A 17184-nucleotide genomic window follows, 5' to 3' on the forward strand; every position below is an offset into this window, starting at 1 on the left:
TTTGACATACACATTTAATTGTGTTTTGTTTCTTGCTGATAATAGAAATACACCCTTATGCTTTTCATTAACGATAACTTTCTTTCCAGTTGCTGGATAGCTGTTTCATCATATGACTCGATAACAGCTTGTGCATTTGTGCCGCTATATCCGAAAGCACTAACACTTGCTCTATATGGCCCATTTTGTTCCCATGGCTTTGTCTCTGTATTCACATGAAATGGTGAATCTTTAAAATCAAAATGCTCATTTAATTTAGTAACATTTAAAGTTGGCACAAGCTTTTTGTTTTGCATACATAATAAAACTTTGTGAATACTGGCCATAGCTGCAGCAGCTGAGGTATGTCCTATGCTATTTTTTACTGAACCTATTTCACAGAAGTTCTTACGATCTGTCTTTTCTTTAAAAGCTGTAGATAATGCTTCTAATTCTATAGGATCACCTAACTTAGTTCCTGTACCATGTAATTCTGCATAACTTATTGTCTCTGGATTAATATTGTAACGATCATACAAATCACGAGCTAATTGAATTTGACTTCCAAGATTAGGCGCAGTTATACCATTTGTTCTACCATCTTGATTAATATTGGAACCAATAATGACACCATATATATGATCATGATCCGCCTGTGCATCTTTTAATCTTTTTAAAACAATAGCGCCTACACTTTCTCCTGGTACAAAACCATTAGCTTCATTGTCAAATGCCTTACACTTTCCATCTGGTGACAACATGCCTGCACTACACATACCAACATACGACTCAGGATCAATATATAAGCTTACGCCTCCAACTAATGCCATCTCTATTTCACCATTTACTAATGATTGTATGGCCAAATGTGTACTTACTAATGAAGATGAACATGCTGTATCGATTGGTATAGCAGGACCTTTTAGATTTAAATAATAGGCAATACGTGCCACACCAATTGCATTACTACTGCCTGTAATACTATTGTTCTCTACACCATTTTGCTTACTTAAACCACTGTATTCACCATTAATAATGCCTAGATATACACCACATTTTTTATTATTTAAAGTGGTTCTGCTATAACCTGCATCCTCAAATGCCTTATAGCCTTCTTGTAAAAATAGGCGGTGTTGAGGATCCATGCTTTCAGCTTCTGATGGTGGGATTTCAAAAAATAAGGAATCAAAGCACTCTATATCGTCTAACATCCCCATCCATTTACAATAAAACTTGCCTTCTTTATTCTTATCTGGATCATAATACTCTTCCAAGTTCCATCTTGAATTTGGAATCTCTCTTACACCATTTATCCCCTTCTCAAGATTATTCCAATACTCCTGTATATTGCTGGCATTGGGATATCGTCCAGATATCCCAATGATTGCAATAACTTGATCATTTGCTGTATATTCTTGCGGCGTACATTCTTGCTCATTAGATTTATAATTGGAATTGAGTTTTTTAATTTCTTCTTTTGCTTGTTCTGGTGTAATTTTCTTTTCTTTTAACCCCTTTAATATATCTTTCAATTCCATTTTTCATTCCCCCTCTGATAGTCACTAATTAGTTTCTCCGTATCCGATACTTCTGCATCACCCTCGTATACTTGCCATAATAGCTGATCAATATCTATATCCTCTTTCTGCTCTATCTCTTTCTCAGCTTTTTCTTCTTGTACGTCACCTAATATTGATACAATATATTTAGCAAACTCGCTTAAATTAGAGTATTGATATATCTTTGTTGTACTTATATTCGTCTTATACTTTTTATTAATACCTCTAATCCATTCCACCCCTATAATTGAATCTAATCCTAACTCTGTAAAACCTGTGCCATAATCAATTTCTTCTACATCTACATAAAGTTCTTGCGCCAAACTATTTGCCAAATCACTTAAAATCTCTTCCATATTTACTGAAGTCTTTGTTTTAGATGGTTTTACGCTTTTAACTTCTTGTACATTAGATACTTCTGTTTTCTTAATGTTACTAGCTATATATTTGGCAAACTCAATTAAATTTGGATATTCATAAATTCTAGTAGAATTAATATTCACACCATACTTCTTATTGATATGTTTAACCCATTCTACGCCTATAATTGAATCTAAACCTAATTCCATAAAGCTCTTTTCATAATCAATATCTTCTAGATCAATATAAAGTTCCTCAGCTAAGCTACTTGCTAAATCTACAATTATTTCATCCATATTGATGCTTGGATGCTCTTCTTCTATAGCTTTAGGAGTAACCTTTTCTTCTTTTCTAACATTTTGGGTTACTTGACTAACTGATTCAATTTGACCTGCTACGTTAGATACTTTATTTAATGATTGTGCAATATACTTTGTAAACTCTAGTAAGTTTGGATATTGATATATTCTTGTTGAACTAATATTCAAACCATACTTTTTATTAATTTCACGAATCCACTCTACCCCTATAATTGAATCTAGTCCTAATTCTGTAAAGCTCTTATCAGACTCTATCTCTTCTATGTCTACATATAATTCTTTAGCTAAGCTTACTGTTAAATCTTGAAGTAACTCACTAACTTCTACACCCTTTTGAACTTCACTACGTTTTTGAGGCGCAATAGGCTTTTTACTTTCTGCTTGTACAGAATGATTTAAGGCTTCTCCTCCTAGAGGCTCTAATGTTATCAGCTCTCTTACCTCATCTGGTACATACGTTTCATTATTTAAGTATTCACTCAAATCTCTTAAAACTATTTTATTTTCTCTAGCTTGCATAGGCACTTTCTCACTCATTTGAGGTGTTACTGTTTTTTCTGAGACTGGCTTTGTGGCTACTGATTTAGGTGCTACCACTGGCTTAGGTGTTCTAACTGGCTCAGATTCTACTACTGGCTTATTTGTTATGGCTGGTTTATTCTTTGTTCTCATACCTACCCAGTGTTTCTTCTTCGCAAAAGGATATGTTGGTAAGCTCACCATATTTAATTGCTCACCAAAGAGTTCTTTAGCAGGTATTTCATGTCCTAAGCAGTAAAACTCTGCTAATGCACAAATCTTATCAAAATAAAGCTGCTCGTCATTTACACATTCATGACTTTCCCTTATTAATTCTTTTATAATCCTTTGCATTGTTGTTTGTACTGTAAAATCTCTACTTACGCTTCCCCTAAATATATTTTGTACCTTTACACTTTCCTCAGCTTGTCGTAATACCCAAACTGCTTCTTCTCTACTTCTTACAACAACTACGCAGCGTTCATTAAAATGTTTTCTACCATTTAATAAGGTGTAACTTATTTGTGCTAGATTTAATTCTTCTTTGCTCTCTTCTAACATCACGCGCATATTGTGAATACACTCTTGTAAGATTTCTGTATTTCTAGCTGAGAATGCGAATAAGTAAGCTGGCATCTCATTAATGCATTTACACGCCTCATCTCTATAGCTCTTTACAACAACATGAGCATTAGTGCCACTCATACCAAATGCACTTACAGCTGCTAATCTGGCTTTATTTGCTTCATCTTTCCAAACCTTATTTTTACGATTTAAATAAAATGGACTTTGTTCCCAGTCAATATAGTCATTTGGCTGTTCACAATGAATACTTTGTGGAATTGTTTCATATTTCATAGCTAATAGTAAACTAATTAAGCTTACTACACCTGATGCAGCTAATGCGTGTCCTATATTAGGTTTAGTAGATGTTAACGCACAATAATTTTTCTTATGTGCTACATAACCTTTAAATACTTCTGCTAATGCATTAATTTCTATTGGATCCCCTAACTTAGTTCCTGTACCATGGGTTACAATATAGCTCATATCTTCTGGATTAACATTAAATCGTTTATATACGTCCTTTAATAATTTAACTTGAGCTTCTCCACTTGGTGCTGTGATACCATTTGTTCTTCCATCATAATTAATACCACTACCTACAATGGTGCCATAGATTGGATTGCCGTCTTGTTTTGCTTTATCAAGCCTTTTAAGCACAATGACTGCTACGGCTTCTGCTGGAATCATTCCCTCTGCTCGTTTATCAAAAGCATAGCATTTACCATCTTTCCCTAGCATACCTACTTGATCCATGCAATCATAAGTTGTTGCTAAAGCCATAATATTGGCTGCTGCTACAATAGCTGTATCACATTCACCACTTCTTAAACTTAAGCACGCTTCATGTACTGCTACTAAACCTGAAGAACAAGCTGTATTAATGGCCATATTTGGTCCATCCAAATTTAAGAAATAAGCTAAACGTGCTGCTAATACGCCATTATGATTTGAGGTAATACTTCCCTCTGTACCAACTAATGCTTTATAATCTCCTTCTTCTACACCTACGAACATTCCTATTTTTTCTTCTTTTAATAATCTCTCACCATATCCAGCATCTTCTAAAGCCTTCCATGTTTCTTGTAATAATAATCTTTGTCTTGGGTCCATGGTTTCAGCTTCTCTAGGTGATATTTCGAAGAATAAGGAGTCAAACTCTGCTACCCCTGGAATAGAACCGATCTTCCTATCTTTGTTATCCTCCCACCATTGTGTACGTTCTTTGGAAACATTATGTACCACATCTTTTCCTTCAGATAATATGGCCCATAGTTCCTCTACATTACGTGAATCTGGGAATCTACCACTCATTCCTACAACAGCGATTTCTACCTGTGATGGTGCAATAAATTGTTTTTCTGGAATGCTTCGCTCTACTTTTTTAGCCTCATAAACTGTATGTGCTATAGGTTGCTCTTTCTTATTTACAGTAACTACTTTTTTCTCTTCTTCTTGATAGTATTCTTCTAACACTTTATGATATTCATTATTTAAATACTCACATAACTTCTCAATTGTTGGGTATCTATAAAAAACATCTGGATTAATTACCAATTGATATTTCTTACTTAATATATCTGAAAACTCTTCAAGGGTCATAGAATCAAATCCAAAGTCCGCTAAATTTTCATTAACTTCTATTTTACTAATAGGCAATTTTAATAGTTTACTAATAGCTTCTTTTAAATCCCATGTAATACATTGTGAAACGCTCCATCCTTTCATTTCACGTTTTCTTCCCTTACCAGGCTTTTTGATCGTTTTTTTAGTTTCTGCAATAATCACTTCATCTACCCCTTTTTTCTCTAACTGTAGAAATCTATACACCCTATCTCTTTCCCCAATTAATATAAGATGTTGAAGCCTTGTTTGAACTAATAACTTTTCAAGTAATGGGATTCCCTCTGCTGCTTCCATGAATTTTTGACCACTTGATTTAAGATACATTTTGCTACCTTGTTCATCTTGGAATCCCATTCCTTCACTCTTCCATAATGGCCAATTGACAACAACGGCTTTTCCTGTATAGCCTTCTTTTCCTACCTTGCTATTGTAGTACCTTGCATAACTCATTAAGAATCTATTGCCTACTGCATAGTCACAGTTTCCAAAATCACCAATAATCGCTGAGCTTGATGAGAAATAACAAATGAAATCTAATTGCTGTTCTTGGCATGCCTTAGTCAAAACAAGGGTGCCTTGAATCTTAGGTGCCATAGTTGCATAATACTCTTTAATGTCTTTTTCAAGTATATTTCCTTTACCTGGTAATCCAGCTGCATGTATAACACCATTTATTTTGCCAAATGCTTCTACACCTTTTTGAACGGCTTGTTGCATTTGCTCTAAATTACAAACATCAGCTTGTACATATAATACATTTGCCCCTGCCTTTTTGATTCTATCTATTCGGTCTTGATATTTTTCTTGTTTGCTACGTCCAACTAATATCAAGTTCGCATCATATGTTTCTGCTAAATGCATTGAAAAGATCATTCCAAGTCCACCAAGTCCACCAGTTAAAAGATATATACCATCGTTTTTAAACATGCTTTCTGACTTATCTTCTAACTTCACTTCCTGCTTTTTGAGCACTTTTCTAATATTATTTTCATAGTAAACATTTTCAATCTTTTCTGCGAATAACTCTTGCCATACCACTGGTAAATACTTATTCATATCTGATGCTTTAATATAAGCTGTATGAATCTTTACCTTTGGTAAAACTAATTTAGTAGAAAATGTTATGCCCATCCATGACTCTTCATAACACTGGATTAATTCATCTTCATCACCACCTACAAGTGTTACTTGTTTAACACTTGTAGCTGTTTGATGAATAGCTTGTAATATATATACAATGCTTGTTTGACTTCTAGCTTCTGCCTCATTCTCTTTGGCCCATAAATAAAGTATATTATCAAGCTCTCCTACTGCTTCTTTGATACGACTTAAAACTTGAATATGATCTTCTAATTTATCTTTATTAATACTATACTTATTGGCATCTTCTTGAGCATAAGCTTCACCTTGTGTAATCAATATAAGCCGAGTAGCTTCATTTTGCGCTTTAATATACTGAGTAATCTCACTCCAATGTGCTATATCTGCATATACGACGATATTTCGTATTTCCTTTTCTACCATTTCAAGTGTTTTCTCTTCCCAGTCTTCTTTAAATGCCATTGTTTCATATATAGCTTCTGCTCCTTTTACTTCTTTAGGACTTTCTACTTTCTTAAATCCTTCTATTTCAAATACCAACTCTTCTATATAAGCAGTTACATTTCCATCCCTATCACATAAATCTGCATCTACTACAAATACAGTCTTTCCAGCTTGTTCTTCTTGCGCTACTGTAAGGATTGCCCAAGTAATACATTCATTAATCTTGATGCTCATTTCAGTAGCTGTTTTAAGTTTTATACTTGCATTTTCTATACCATAGGCTATTTTAATTGCACTTAGGCAAGATTCTAAAATATCTACATTAATAATCGCATCTGCTCTATAAACATTGGTAGATAAGCTATCTTTTAACTTAACCATTAAACCTTCTTGACCTTGTAATATCTCTTCTATGCCTGCATATACTTTATCTACCTTGAGAGATTCTGGATATGCTTTGATTATTTCATTTAATTCTACTTGCTCTATAGTCGCTACTTCAGTAGCATTCACATAACCTATACTATTTGGATTTTCTACATTATCTTGTGCATAAACCTTAAAGTACATCTCTTGTGCTTCATCTAAGCCAAAGCCTATATGCACATCAGATACTTGACTAGATAGCTTATCATTCCAAACAATATTACGTATTTCCATTGTGCTTCTTTGTTCACCTAATGAAAGTGCCATACCTACTTGAACCATTTCAATATAAGCTAATTCTTTCATAAAACCATCTTCGAAGCATGATTCATTGCCAGTAAATATTGAGCTAAAGCGTTGCATCGTAAATTCTGATGTATTGCTATGTACTAATGGATGTAAAACTGAAGCCTGTGTATCATTAGAATGCACCTTACTACAACTTTCTTCTGCCCAATAATGCTCTCTTTCAAATGCATATGTTGGTAAATTAATAAGCTGTGGTGTATCGTTCTTAAATAATGCTTCGCTTGGCACATTATAACCCATACAATAGAATTCAGCTAATGCAGTTAATGCTGATTGATATTTCATTGAATCATTTTCCACACTATCTATTTGTTTTAATACATTTTCAATAGCTTCTTGAATAAACGCATGTCCCACAAAATCTCTAGGTACAACGCCTTCAAATAAATTAGGTAACTTCTTACCGCTATGAACTTGTTTAAGCACATTAATAGCTTCATCAATATCTCTTACTACCACGCTACAACGATGATTAAATGACATTCTACCTGTAAGTAATGTATAGCTTACTTCAGATAAATCTAAGGTTTTATTTCTTTCGAAAGTTGTAATCATATTACTAATATTGTTATAAAGTGAATCCTCTGTTTTAGCTGAAAAAACTAATAAATAATTTGACTTAGGTTCACAAACCTCTTTTACGTCATGATAGCTTTCAACTACCACATGTACATTCGTACCGCTCATACCAAATGCACTTACAGCACCTAAGCGTTTCACACCATTTGTATCAGACCAAGGTTTTAATTTTTGATTAATATAAAATGGACTTTCTTCCCAATGAATATAATCATTTACTTGCTCACAGTTAATACTTGCTGGAATAGCTTCTTTGTTTAATGCCATCACTAAGCTTATAAGACTTACTACGCCAGATGCCGCTAATGCATGACCGATGTTTGGTTTAGTAGATGTTAATGCACAGCATTTATTTGGCATGTTATATGCTTTAAATACCTCTGATAGTGCATTAATTTCTATAGGATCACCAAGTTTAGTTCCTGTACCATGTGTCACCATATAACTTATATCCTGTGGATTAATATCAAATTTTTCGTAAGTATCTTTTAAGAGTTCAATTTGTGCTTGTCCACTTGGTGCAGTAATACCATTTGTTTTGCCATCATAATTTATGCCATCAGCCACAATGCTTGCGTATATTGGATGATGATTCTCCTTAGCATAAGATAAACGTTTTAATACAACAACGGCTATAGCTTCTGCTGGAATCATACCATCCGCACGTTTATCAAAGGCATAACATTTACCTGATTTAGATAACATACCTGCTTCCTTCATAGCATCATAGCTCTCTGGTGTACTCATAATATTGGCTGCTGCTACAATGGCTGTATCACATTCACCATTTCTTAAGCTTAAACATGCTTCATGTAATGCCACAAGTCCAGATGAACATGCTGTATTAATAGCCATATTAGGTCCTTTAAGATTTAAGAAATAGGCAAGTCGCGCTGCTAATACGCCATTATGATTAGCTGTAATATTGGCATTCTTTCCTACTAATACCCTATAATCACTTTCTTCTATACCTGCAAATATACCTATCTTCTCATTCTTAAGTGCTTTTTCACCATAACCTGCATCTTCTAATGCTTTCCACATTTCTTCTAATAAAATTCTCTGTCTAGGGTCCATATTTTCAGCTTCCCTAGGTGAAATACCAAAGAATAAGGCATCAAATTCATCAATCCCTGGAATAGCGCCTACATTTCTAGAGACAATTGGTGCTTGCCACCACTCTTTACGAGATTTATCAATATCATGAATGACTTCTTTTCCTTGGCTTAAAATAGTCCATAATTCATCAACATTCCATGCATCTGGGAATCTACCACTCATACCAACAATGGCAATCTCCTCTTGAGGTTGAACACTTCTTCTAAGTGTCTTCTTATCTTTTTGTGGCATAATCTCTTTTTCTTCTTCTACTATTACAAATTCATCTTGATAGAACTCTTGCATTTTATCCGTATATTGTTTGTATAAATAATCCTTTAATCGTTCAATTGTTGGATAAGTATAAAACGTATCTGGTGTAATATTTATTTCATAGCGTTCATTAATATGGTCTGCAAATTTTAATAAGCTAATAGAATCAAATCCAAATTCACTTAAACTCTCATCTAAATCTAGCTTTTCAGTTGGTATTTTAAGCATCTTAGTAATCATATTTTTTATTTCCCATATGATACACTGCTCTATTGTGAAGCCTTTCATTTCCAAGCATCTTCCTTTACCAGTCACTTGCTTTTTCATCCGCCTTTTCTTAGGTGTAGCTACTTCTTGTAACTGCATCACATCACCACATTGTAAGTCATATATATGAAGTGTCATATTACCAGCTTCATCATATAACTTCATATCTACTGTTAATTCTGCTTCTTGATTATTAATCGTCAATATACCCCATTTACTAGGACTTAAACTTAAGATTTCAATCTTATTAATCTTCTTAATATCAACTACATGCCACTTCTTATGGTGAATTTCTTGAAGTGCCTTTAAGCCACCAACTATTATCTGAGGTGAAATAATTATATCTAAGTTATTTTCTTGTTCAAACTCTACAATCACCTGATTTGCTCCATCTGATGTCCATGTACTATGAATCTTCGGTATCGTCAGCGCCATTTTCTGACAGTCATTTACTTGAGCTTCAAGATCAGCTTTTTCTAGAGCTTCATTTCTTCTATAAACTGCTTTACCTGTACAATATACTGTCTCATCTCTAGTTAACTGCTTATCCTTACTAATTTCCCAATTCAAACTTCTTCCGCTTTCATATATTCTAGTATAAAGCTCACAAGCTTCTTCATTTGTATCCAGTCTTTCAGGGAAAGTGATATGCTCTAAAACAAGAACTTTGTCTTGTTCTTCCTTAGAAAGCATCAATGCCTTACGTGCCATCTCTAGATAAATTGACTGCATTAACTGTTCTTTAGACATCAATGTTGTTTTAAAGCATTGTTGACTCAGATTAGATACATTCTCATGAATAAATGGATGAAGTTGTCTCACACCTAAATTTGTCTCTTTTGCCTCTACCCAATATGTTTCTCTTGCAAATGGATAAGTTGGTAAACTTACCTTTTCTTGAATGCCATTAAATAGTTTTTCATAAGGCACTTCATATCCTTTACAATAATTTTCACTTAAGGTACATAATATCTTTTGATAAGCATCTACATCTAATCTGTTATTTGCTTCAATCATTTGTAACATAGACTCTTTAACTGTATCTAATGTCACAATGCCTCTTTGAACAGTGCCTTTAAATACGTTAGGTACACTCTCACTATCTATGGCTTTCTTTAATACTTCAATAGCTTCTTGCCTATTTTTCACAACGACTGCTAAACGGTGATTGAAGTGCATTCTACCTGCCATTAATGTATAACTTACACGTTCTAATTGTATGTCTTCTTTTTCTAACCAAGCTATTAAATCTTCTATACGTTGTTTTAAAGCTTCTTTCGTTTTAGCTGATAGTACCAACATGACATATGATAATTCAGGTACTGCATGACTTGCTTTATCATAGCTTTCTAGAACAACATGAGCATTTGTTCCACTCATTCCAAATGCGCTTACACCAGCTAATCGTTTCTTACCATCTTCACCTTTCCATACCTTATTGGCTCTATTAATGTAAAATGGACTTTCTTCCCAATGAATATAATCATTCACTTGCTCACAGTTAATGCTTGCTGGTATAGTCTTGGTCTTAAATGCCATAATTAAGCTTATTAAGCTAACTAAGCCTGAGGCTGCTAATGCATGTCCTATGTTTGGTTTATTTGAAGTAATTGCACAATGTGCTTTGCTAGTTTGATACTCTTTAAATGCATCTGCTAATGCATTAATTTCCATAGGATCTCCTAATTTAGTTCCTGTACCATGGGTTACAATATAACTTATATCCTCTGGATTAATATGCGCTTTTTCATAAACTTCTTTTAATAACCTTGTTTGTGATTGACCACTTGGTGCTGTAATGCCATTTGTTTTACCATCATAATTTACACCGCTACCCGCTACTGTGGCATATATATGATTGCCATCTAATTGTGCCTTTGAACCTTTCTTTAAAATGATGACTGCAATGGCTTCTGATGGAATCATGCCATTAGCACGTTTATCAAAGGCATAGCATTTACCATCCTTTCCTAACATTCCAGCTGCTTTCATACCTTTATAACCTTCTGGTGTGGTCATTAAGTTGGCTGCTGCTACAATTGCCGTATCACATTCATCATTTTGTAAGCTTAAACAAGCTTGGTGGAAAGCAACTAATCCAGATGAGCAAGCTGTATTAATTGCCATATTAGGTCCTTTTAGATTTAAGAAGTATGAAAGTCTCGCAGCTAATACGGCATTATGATTTGAAGTAATACTACTATCTGTGCCTGCTAATAATCTATAATCACCATCTTCTACACCTACGAATATACCAATCTTTTCATTCTCAAATGCTTTCTTATCATAACCAGCATCTTCTAATGCTTTCCATGTTTCCTCTAATAAAAGACGTTGTCTTGGGTCAATCTCTTCAGCATCAACCGGTGAAATTTCAAAGAATAATGGATCGAACTCGGCTACTCCTGGTATAGCCCCTACTCTTGCTTCTCTAGCTATATCTTCTTGTTGCCACCATGATTGACGGTCTCTAGGCACTTCTCCTATGACCTCTTTGCCCTCAAGCAATATATTCCAAAATTCATTAACATCTCTAGCACCTGGGAACCTACCACTTATACCTATAATCGCTACCTTTTCTCTTCTACCTGTGTTATTCATGAAGCGACTGAGGCGGAATGTATCTGTTTTTTGTTCTTTTTTATAAGACTTTTTAATCATTGCCTTAGGTGCTACTACCTTTTCTACTTCATGATTTACTTCATCTTTTACGTCTTCCGCATAAAAGGCATTCATTTTTTCTTTTTGATTTGTCATGAAATACTGGCTAAGTTTCTCAACTGTAGGATAACTATATAGCATATCTGGTGTAAATTTGATTTCGTAATAATCACTTATACTATCTGCAAATTGTCCGAGAGTTATTGAATCAAATCCAAAGTCAGCTAAATTTTCATCAATATCTAATTTTTCTTGTGGAATCTTTAGAATTTGACTAATTTGCTCTTTTAAATCCCATTGTACACAGGCTTCTATGCTAAGGCCTTGCATTTGTAACTTTCTACCTTTATTATTGCTACCATTTTTAACTTCTATATTTATGACTTTCTGCTCTTTGCTTTCTGCTTTTGCTGATTTTAAGCCTAAGAATCTATAGACACGTTCTCTTTCTCCAATGATTACAAGATGCTGATGGTGCGCTGCATTTAATAATTTTTCAAAAAGAGCTATACCCTCTGCTTCTTCCATAAATCGTTGACCACTTGTCTTTAGATACATCTTGCTACCATCTTCACTGCCAAATCCCATACCATCGCTCTTCCAAAGTGGCCAGTTAATGACTATAGCTTTAGTCTTTCTGCCTTCTCTACTTGCTTTATCATTGTAGTATTTTCCATGACTCATTAAAAATCTATTACCAACTGCATAATCACAGTTTCCAAAGTCACCTATAATTGCTGAACTAGATGAGAAATAACATATGAAATCTAAGTCTTGTGTTTGAGAAGCTGCTTCGATTGCAAGTATACCTTGAACCTTAGGTGCTATAGTTTTCTTATAATCTGCCATATCTTTAGTTAAAATACTTCCTGGATCGTCTAGTCCAGCTGCATGAATAATGCCATTAACATTTCCAAACTTCGCATTTATTAATTCAAATGCATTCTCCACTTCCTCTATCTGGCTTACATCTGCCTGAATATACATCACCTTAGGTGATATGCTTCTTAGTTCATCTAACTGAGCTTTTCTACTTCTTCTTTACTACGTCCAATTAAAGCTAATTTTGCATCATAAGTAGTCATTAAGTATTTGGCAAACATCTTACCTAAGCCACCAAGGCCACCTGTAATAATGTATACCCCTTGTTTTTTAAGCATATGCTGTACTTCATTTTCTAATTGAACTTCTCTAAGATGACATGTCTTTCGAATATTGTGGTCAAACCATACACTTTCTTCTTTTGACCTTAATTCTTTATAAAGTAAGTTGATACATTTATGCCATGATAAATCTTCATTGCGCATACATACTACATTTACCTTTACAGCTGGTAATACCATCTTGATTGAGCGTTCTATACCTATCCATGATTCAATATGACATCTTGTAATTTCATCACTATAGCCGCCTACTATGAGTAAACGCTTGGCATCTAACTTACTCTTTGCAAGTGCTTGCAAAGTATAAATAATTTCCGTCTCATCTATAGCATATTGCTTGTTATTTAATGCCCATAAATACATGATGCTATCTACCTGAGGCCACTTGTTTTGAACTGTTTCTAAGCATTGTATGTAATCTTCTTTTTTATGCGCTGCAATCTCATATTCATCTTCTGCATACTTATGATACTTTTCACCTGGTGCAACAAATATAAGTTGTATATCTTCCTCATATACCATAAGTTCATTTGAAATGTTTTGCTTATACTCTAAACTCTCTACAAATATTACTATACGCTTAACTAAGTCATTACCCATTACAGCTTCAGTCTCTTGCCACTCTTCTGTAAATGCCATTGTCTCATATATAGCACTTTCTTCAGGTACTAAAGCTTGTTTTGACTTGTCACTTACTTCTTCATTAATTGTGCACTGCATACCTATCATCTTAGTTGTTACATGCTTTTCATGATCATACCAAGTCATATTTAAATCTAAGTTTGATTGTCCTAAATTAAATTCAACTAGTACGCTATGACTACTACTTTCTTTATTAATGACAATAGACTCAATGAACTCTGTTTGCATCATTATACCTAAATATTCGCCAATACTTTGCATACATTCTTTGTACATTGTAGGCTCTATGACAACTTGTTCTTTATATCCTTGTAAAGCTTCATTTGCTTCTTGATTAAATTCAATAAAGATCTTTCCTTCTCCCTCTTGTATTTCATTGACCCATATTGTCTTATTGGCTACATTAAACTGTATATAATGACTTTGCTTTAAATCTAATACCTCATCTTCAGAATCAATCACATAACTTGTTCTTCCTTCACAACATAAGGTGTCTCCACTTTCATCTGATTGACTATAAAGTTCCCATGCAATATCTCCATCACTTTCAATATATAATTTAGTATCTAACTGATTAAATACATCTGTAACTTCTATTGGTTTGTAAATATGAATATTATGAAGTACAGCTTTGCCATCTACAGTTTCCATAGATAATTTACTAGCAATACGCGCCATTTCTAACTGTACTACAAGAGGCACTATGCTATATGCACCCTTATCTTCTAGATACGCCTGTTGTCTATCAAAATGGGTGGTAAATTTCTGTGTCATAAAATTAGAGGTATTTTCACTAATGAATGGATGAATCGTACTTTGTCTACTGCTTAATGTACCATTTTGTCTTTCTCCTTTTGGAACCCAATATACTTCTTTTGCAAAAGGATAGGTTGGTAAACTGATTTTCTGAGGTGCTGCGCCTACATACATCTTACGCCAATCTATTTTTATACCTTTTAGCCATAAGCTTATCAGTTTGTCGTACTTACGTTTAATAATCCATGTCTCAATGGCATTTTTCATGTCTTCATCATTCATAATTTTCTTTAATGAACTGCTATTTTTCTTAGCACGTCCTGTGTAAATTACATCTGCGCTTAAATCATTATTTATAAACTTGGTTAATTTCTCTTTTACTTCCGCTACATTACTTGTAGTAAATGCCAAACGATATTCCATATCTTCGCGGCCTACTTGAAGCGTATAAGCAATATTCATCAAATCTTCGTTACTGTACTTATCTATTTCATTCCTTAAATCTTGTACCTTTTGATTTAATTGCTCCTCAGTCTTAGCAGATAAGATTATCACAAATTCATCTAATTGATTTGTCTTAACTTCCTTATTATCCTCATATTCCTCAATAATAATATGGGCATTAGAGCCGCCTGCACCAAAGGCTGATATACCTGCTCTTCTTGGATATTCTACATCTTTGCCATTTTCTTTAATAATAGGCTTCTTCCAAGGCGTAAGTTCTTGTTGTACCACAAATGGTGTTTTTTCAAAATCAATATATGGATTAAGTATCTTTGAATGAATAGATGGTACAATCTCCTTGTACTTCATTTGTAAGAGTACCTTTGTGATTCCTGCTATTCCAGCTGCACTTTCACAGTGACCAATATTTGATTTGGCAGATCCTATAGCACAGAACTGCTTGTCCTTGGTATATTCACCAAATGCCTGACTTAATCCTGTAATTTCAATTGGATCCCCTAAAGAAGTTCCTGTACCATGTGCTTCTATATAACTGATTGTTCTAGGATCAATATGGGCTTCATAGAGTGCCTTACTTATAAGATTTCTCTGTGCATTTGGATTTGGTACAGTGTAACCATTTGTTCTACCGCCATGATTAATGGTTGTAGCTTTAATCACACCATAAATATGATCTCCGTCTTCTACAGCCTTTGAAAGTTTCTTGAGCATGATTGCGCCTACACCTTCTCCAGGCACATAGCCATCTCCGCCTTCTCCAAAGCTTTCGCATCGCCCCTTACTTGAAGCAAATTTTCCTTGTGAAAGCATCACATACTTATTTGGATGTACTGATACATTTACACCACCAGCTATAGCTGCTTCACATTCACCTTGTAAAATACTACGGCATGCTAAATGTACTGCTGTTAAAGATGATGAACACATTGTATCAATAGCCATACTAGGCCCATTGAAATTACAATAATACGATATTCTATTGGCTATTGAGGATGGGTTGCCTGATAATGCGATTTGGTGTCCTTTCATCTGATGCTGTGCACCATAAAGCTGATATTCTTCATACATTACGCCCACATATACACCTACGCCGCTATTACCTTTTTGTAAATTACGAACTTGCTGTGGCGTATATCCAGCATCTTCTAATGTATGATAGACACATTGCAAAAATAGTCTTTCCTGAGGCTCCATAATTTCTGCTTCTCTTGGTGCAATATTGAAGAATAATGGATCAAATTCATTAACACCATTTATGAAACCGCCCCACTTGCAATAAATACTTCCTTGCTTATTTTTATCTGGGTCAAATAATAAATCTCCATCCCAACGTTCTTTAGGAATCTCTGTAATACAATCCACACCATTTCTTAGGTTATCCCAGTATTCCTTTAAATTATCAGACTTTGGATATTTTCCTGCCATACCAACAATGGCAATATCTTCGTTTTCATTAGGTCCTATATCATAATGATTAGCTACATATCGTCTATGTCTATTACCTCTTTTAGAGCCTTTCACCTCAGATACACTTTCTTCTTTTCCCTGCATTTCTTTCACTGGTGGTGTTTTCTTAGTAGCTGCCACATTCAAGAGCTTAGATAATGTTTCTTTATGTTCCTTAAGGAAATAGCCACTTAATTCTCTGACTGTCTGATATTCAAAAAATAGTGTTTTAGGTAGTGCCCCAAATATCTCCTCTAAATGACTTGTTAATTGCATAACCATCAATGAATCAATACCATACTCTTCCATACCTGCATCACTATCTATTCTTTGAACTGGTAATTTGATATCTTGAGATAAAATACCTTTTAAATAATGTGCGACTTGTTCTATTGTGATGCCTTCCTTAGTAGTTACTTCTACTCCTTCCTCTTTCTTTGGATTAGATGCTTTATTTTCTACACTTGCTTTAATCTTTTTAAAGTCACCGGCTAAACAAATAATAGAGGCTTTGTTTAAAGACCACGCATTATAAAATGCTTCTATACCTTCCTTGGTCTCAATAGAAGTTACACCAACTGTTTGTTCTAATAACTTTTCTGTTTGCGCATCTATATGCATACCGCC

The 17184-nt window shown here is 34.3% G+C and carries 3 protein-coding genes; all 3 read right to left on the reverse strand.

Annotated features, from left to right (window positions below):
* Positions 1-14: 14 nt before the first annotated feature.
* From JCM14822_RS08755 to JCM14822_RS08765, 3 genes are read right to left on the reverse strand one after another with little or no spacing between them, the layout of a single operon-like run.
* Positions 15-1517, reverse strand: coding sequence for a type I polyketide synthase (locus tag JCM14822_RS08755; protein ID WP_054741567.1), 1503 nt, complete (start codon positions 1515-1517; stop codon positions 15-17).
* Positions 1508-13072 carry an SDR family NAD(P)-dependent oxidoreductase gene (locus JCM14822_RS08760; RefSeq protein WP_054741569.1) on the reverse strand — a complete coding sequence of 3855 codons (11565 nt, stop codon included), beginning with the start codon at positions 13070-13072 and terminating at the stop codon, positions 1508-1510. The genes JCM14822_RS08755 and JCM14822_RS08760 overlap by 10 nt, the downstream gene beginning before the upstream one ends.
* Before the next feature lie 29 nt (positions 13073-13101).
* Complete coding sequence (locus tag JCM14822_RS08765; RefSeq protein ID WP_054741571.1) at positions 13102-17178, reverse strand: beta-ketoacyl synthase N-terminal-like domain-containing protein; 4077 nt, start codon at positions 17176-17178, stop codon at positions 13102-13104.
* Between the last annotated feature and the right edge of the window lie 6 nt (positions 17179-17184).

The organism is Cellulosilyticum ruminicola JCM 14822, from assembly GCF_001311925.1.
GTDB classification, from domain to species: domain Bacteria; phylum Bacillota; class Clostridia; order Lachnospirales; family Cellulosilyticaceae; genus Cellulosilyticum; species Cellulosilyticum ruminicola.

Excerpts from the sequence above, each read along its gene's own strand:
- JCM14822_RS08755 (WP_054741567.1), bottom strand. The coding sequence starts at position 1,517 with ATGGAATTGAAAGATATATTAAAGGGGTTAAAAGAAAAGAAAATTACA.
- JCM14822_RS08760 (WP_054741569.1), bottom strand. The coding sequence starts at position 13,072 with ATGTATATTCAGGCAGATGTAAGCCAGATAGAGGAAGTGGAGAATGCA.
- JCM14822_RS08765 (WP_054741571.1), bottom strand. The coding sequence starts at position 17,178 with ATGCATATAGATGCGCAAACAGAAAAGTTATTAGAACAAACAGTTGGT.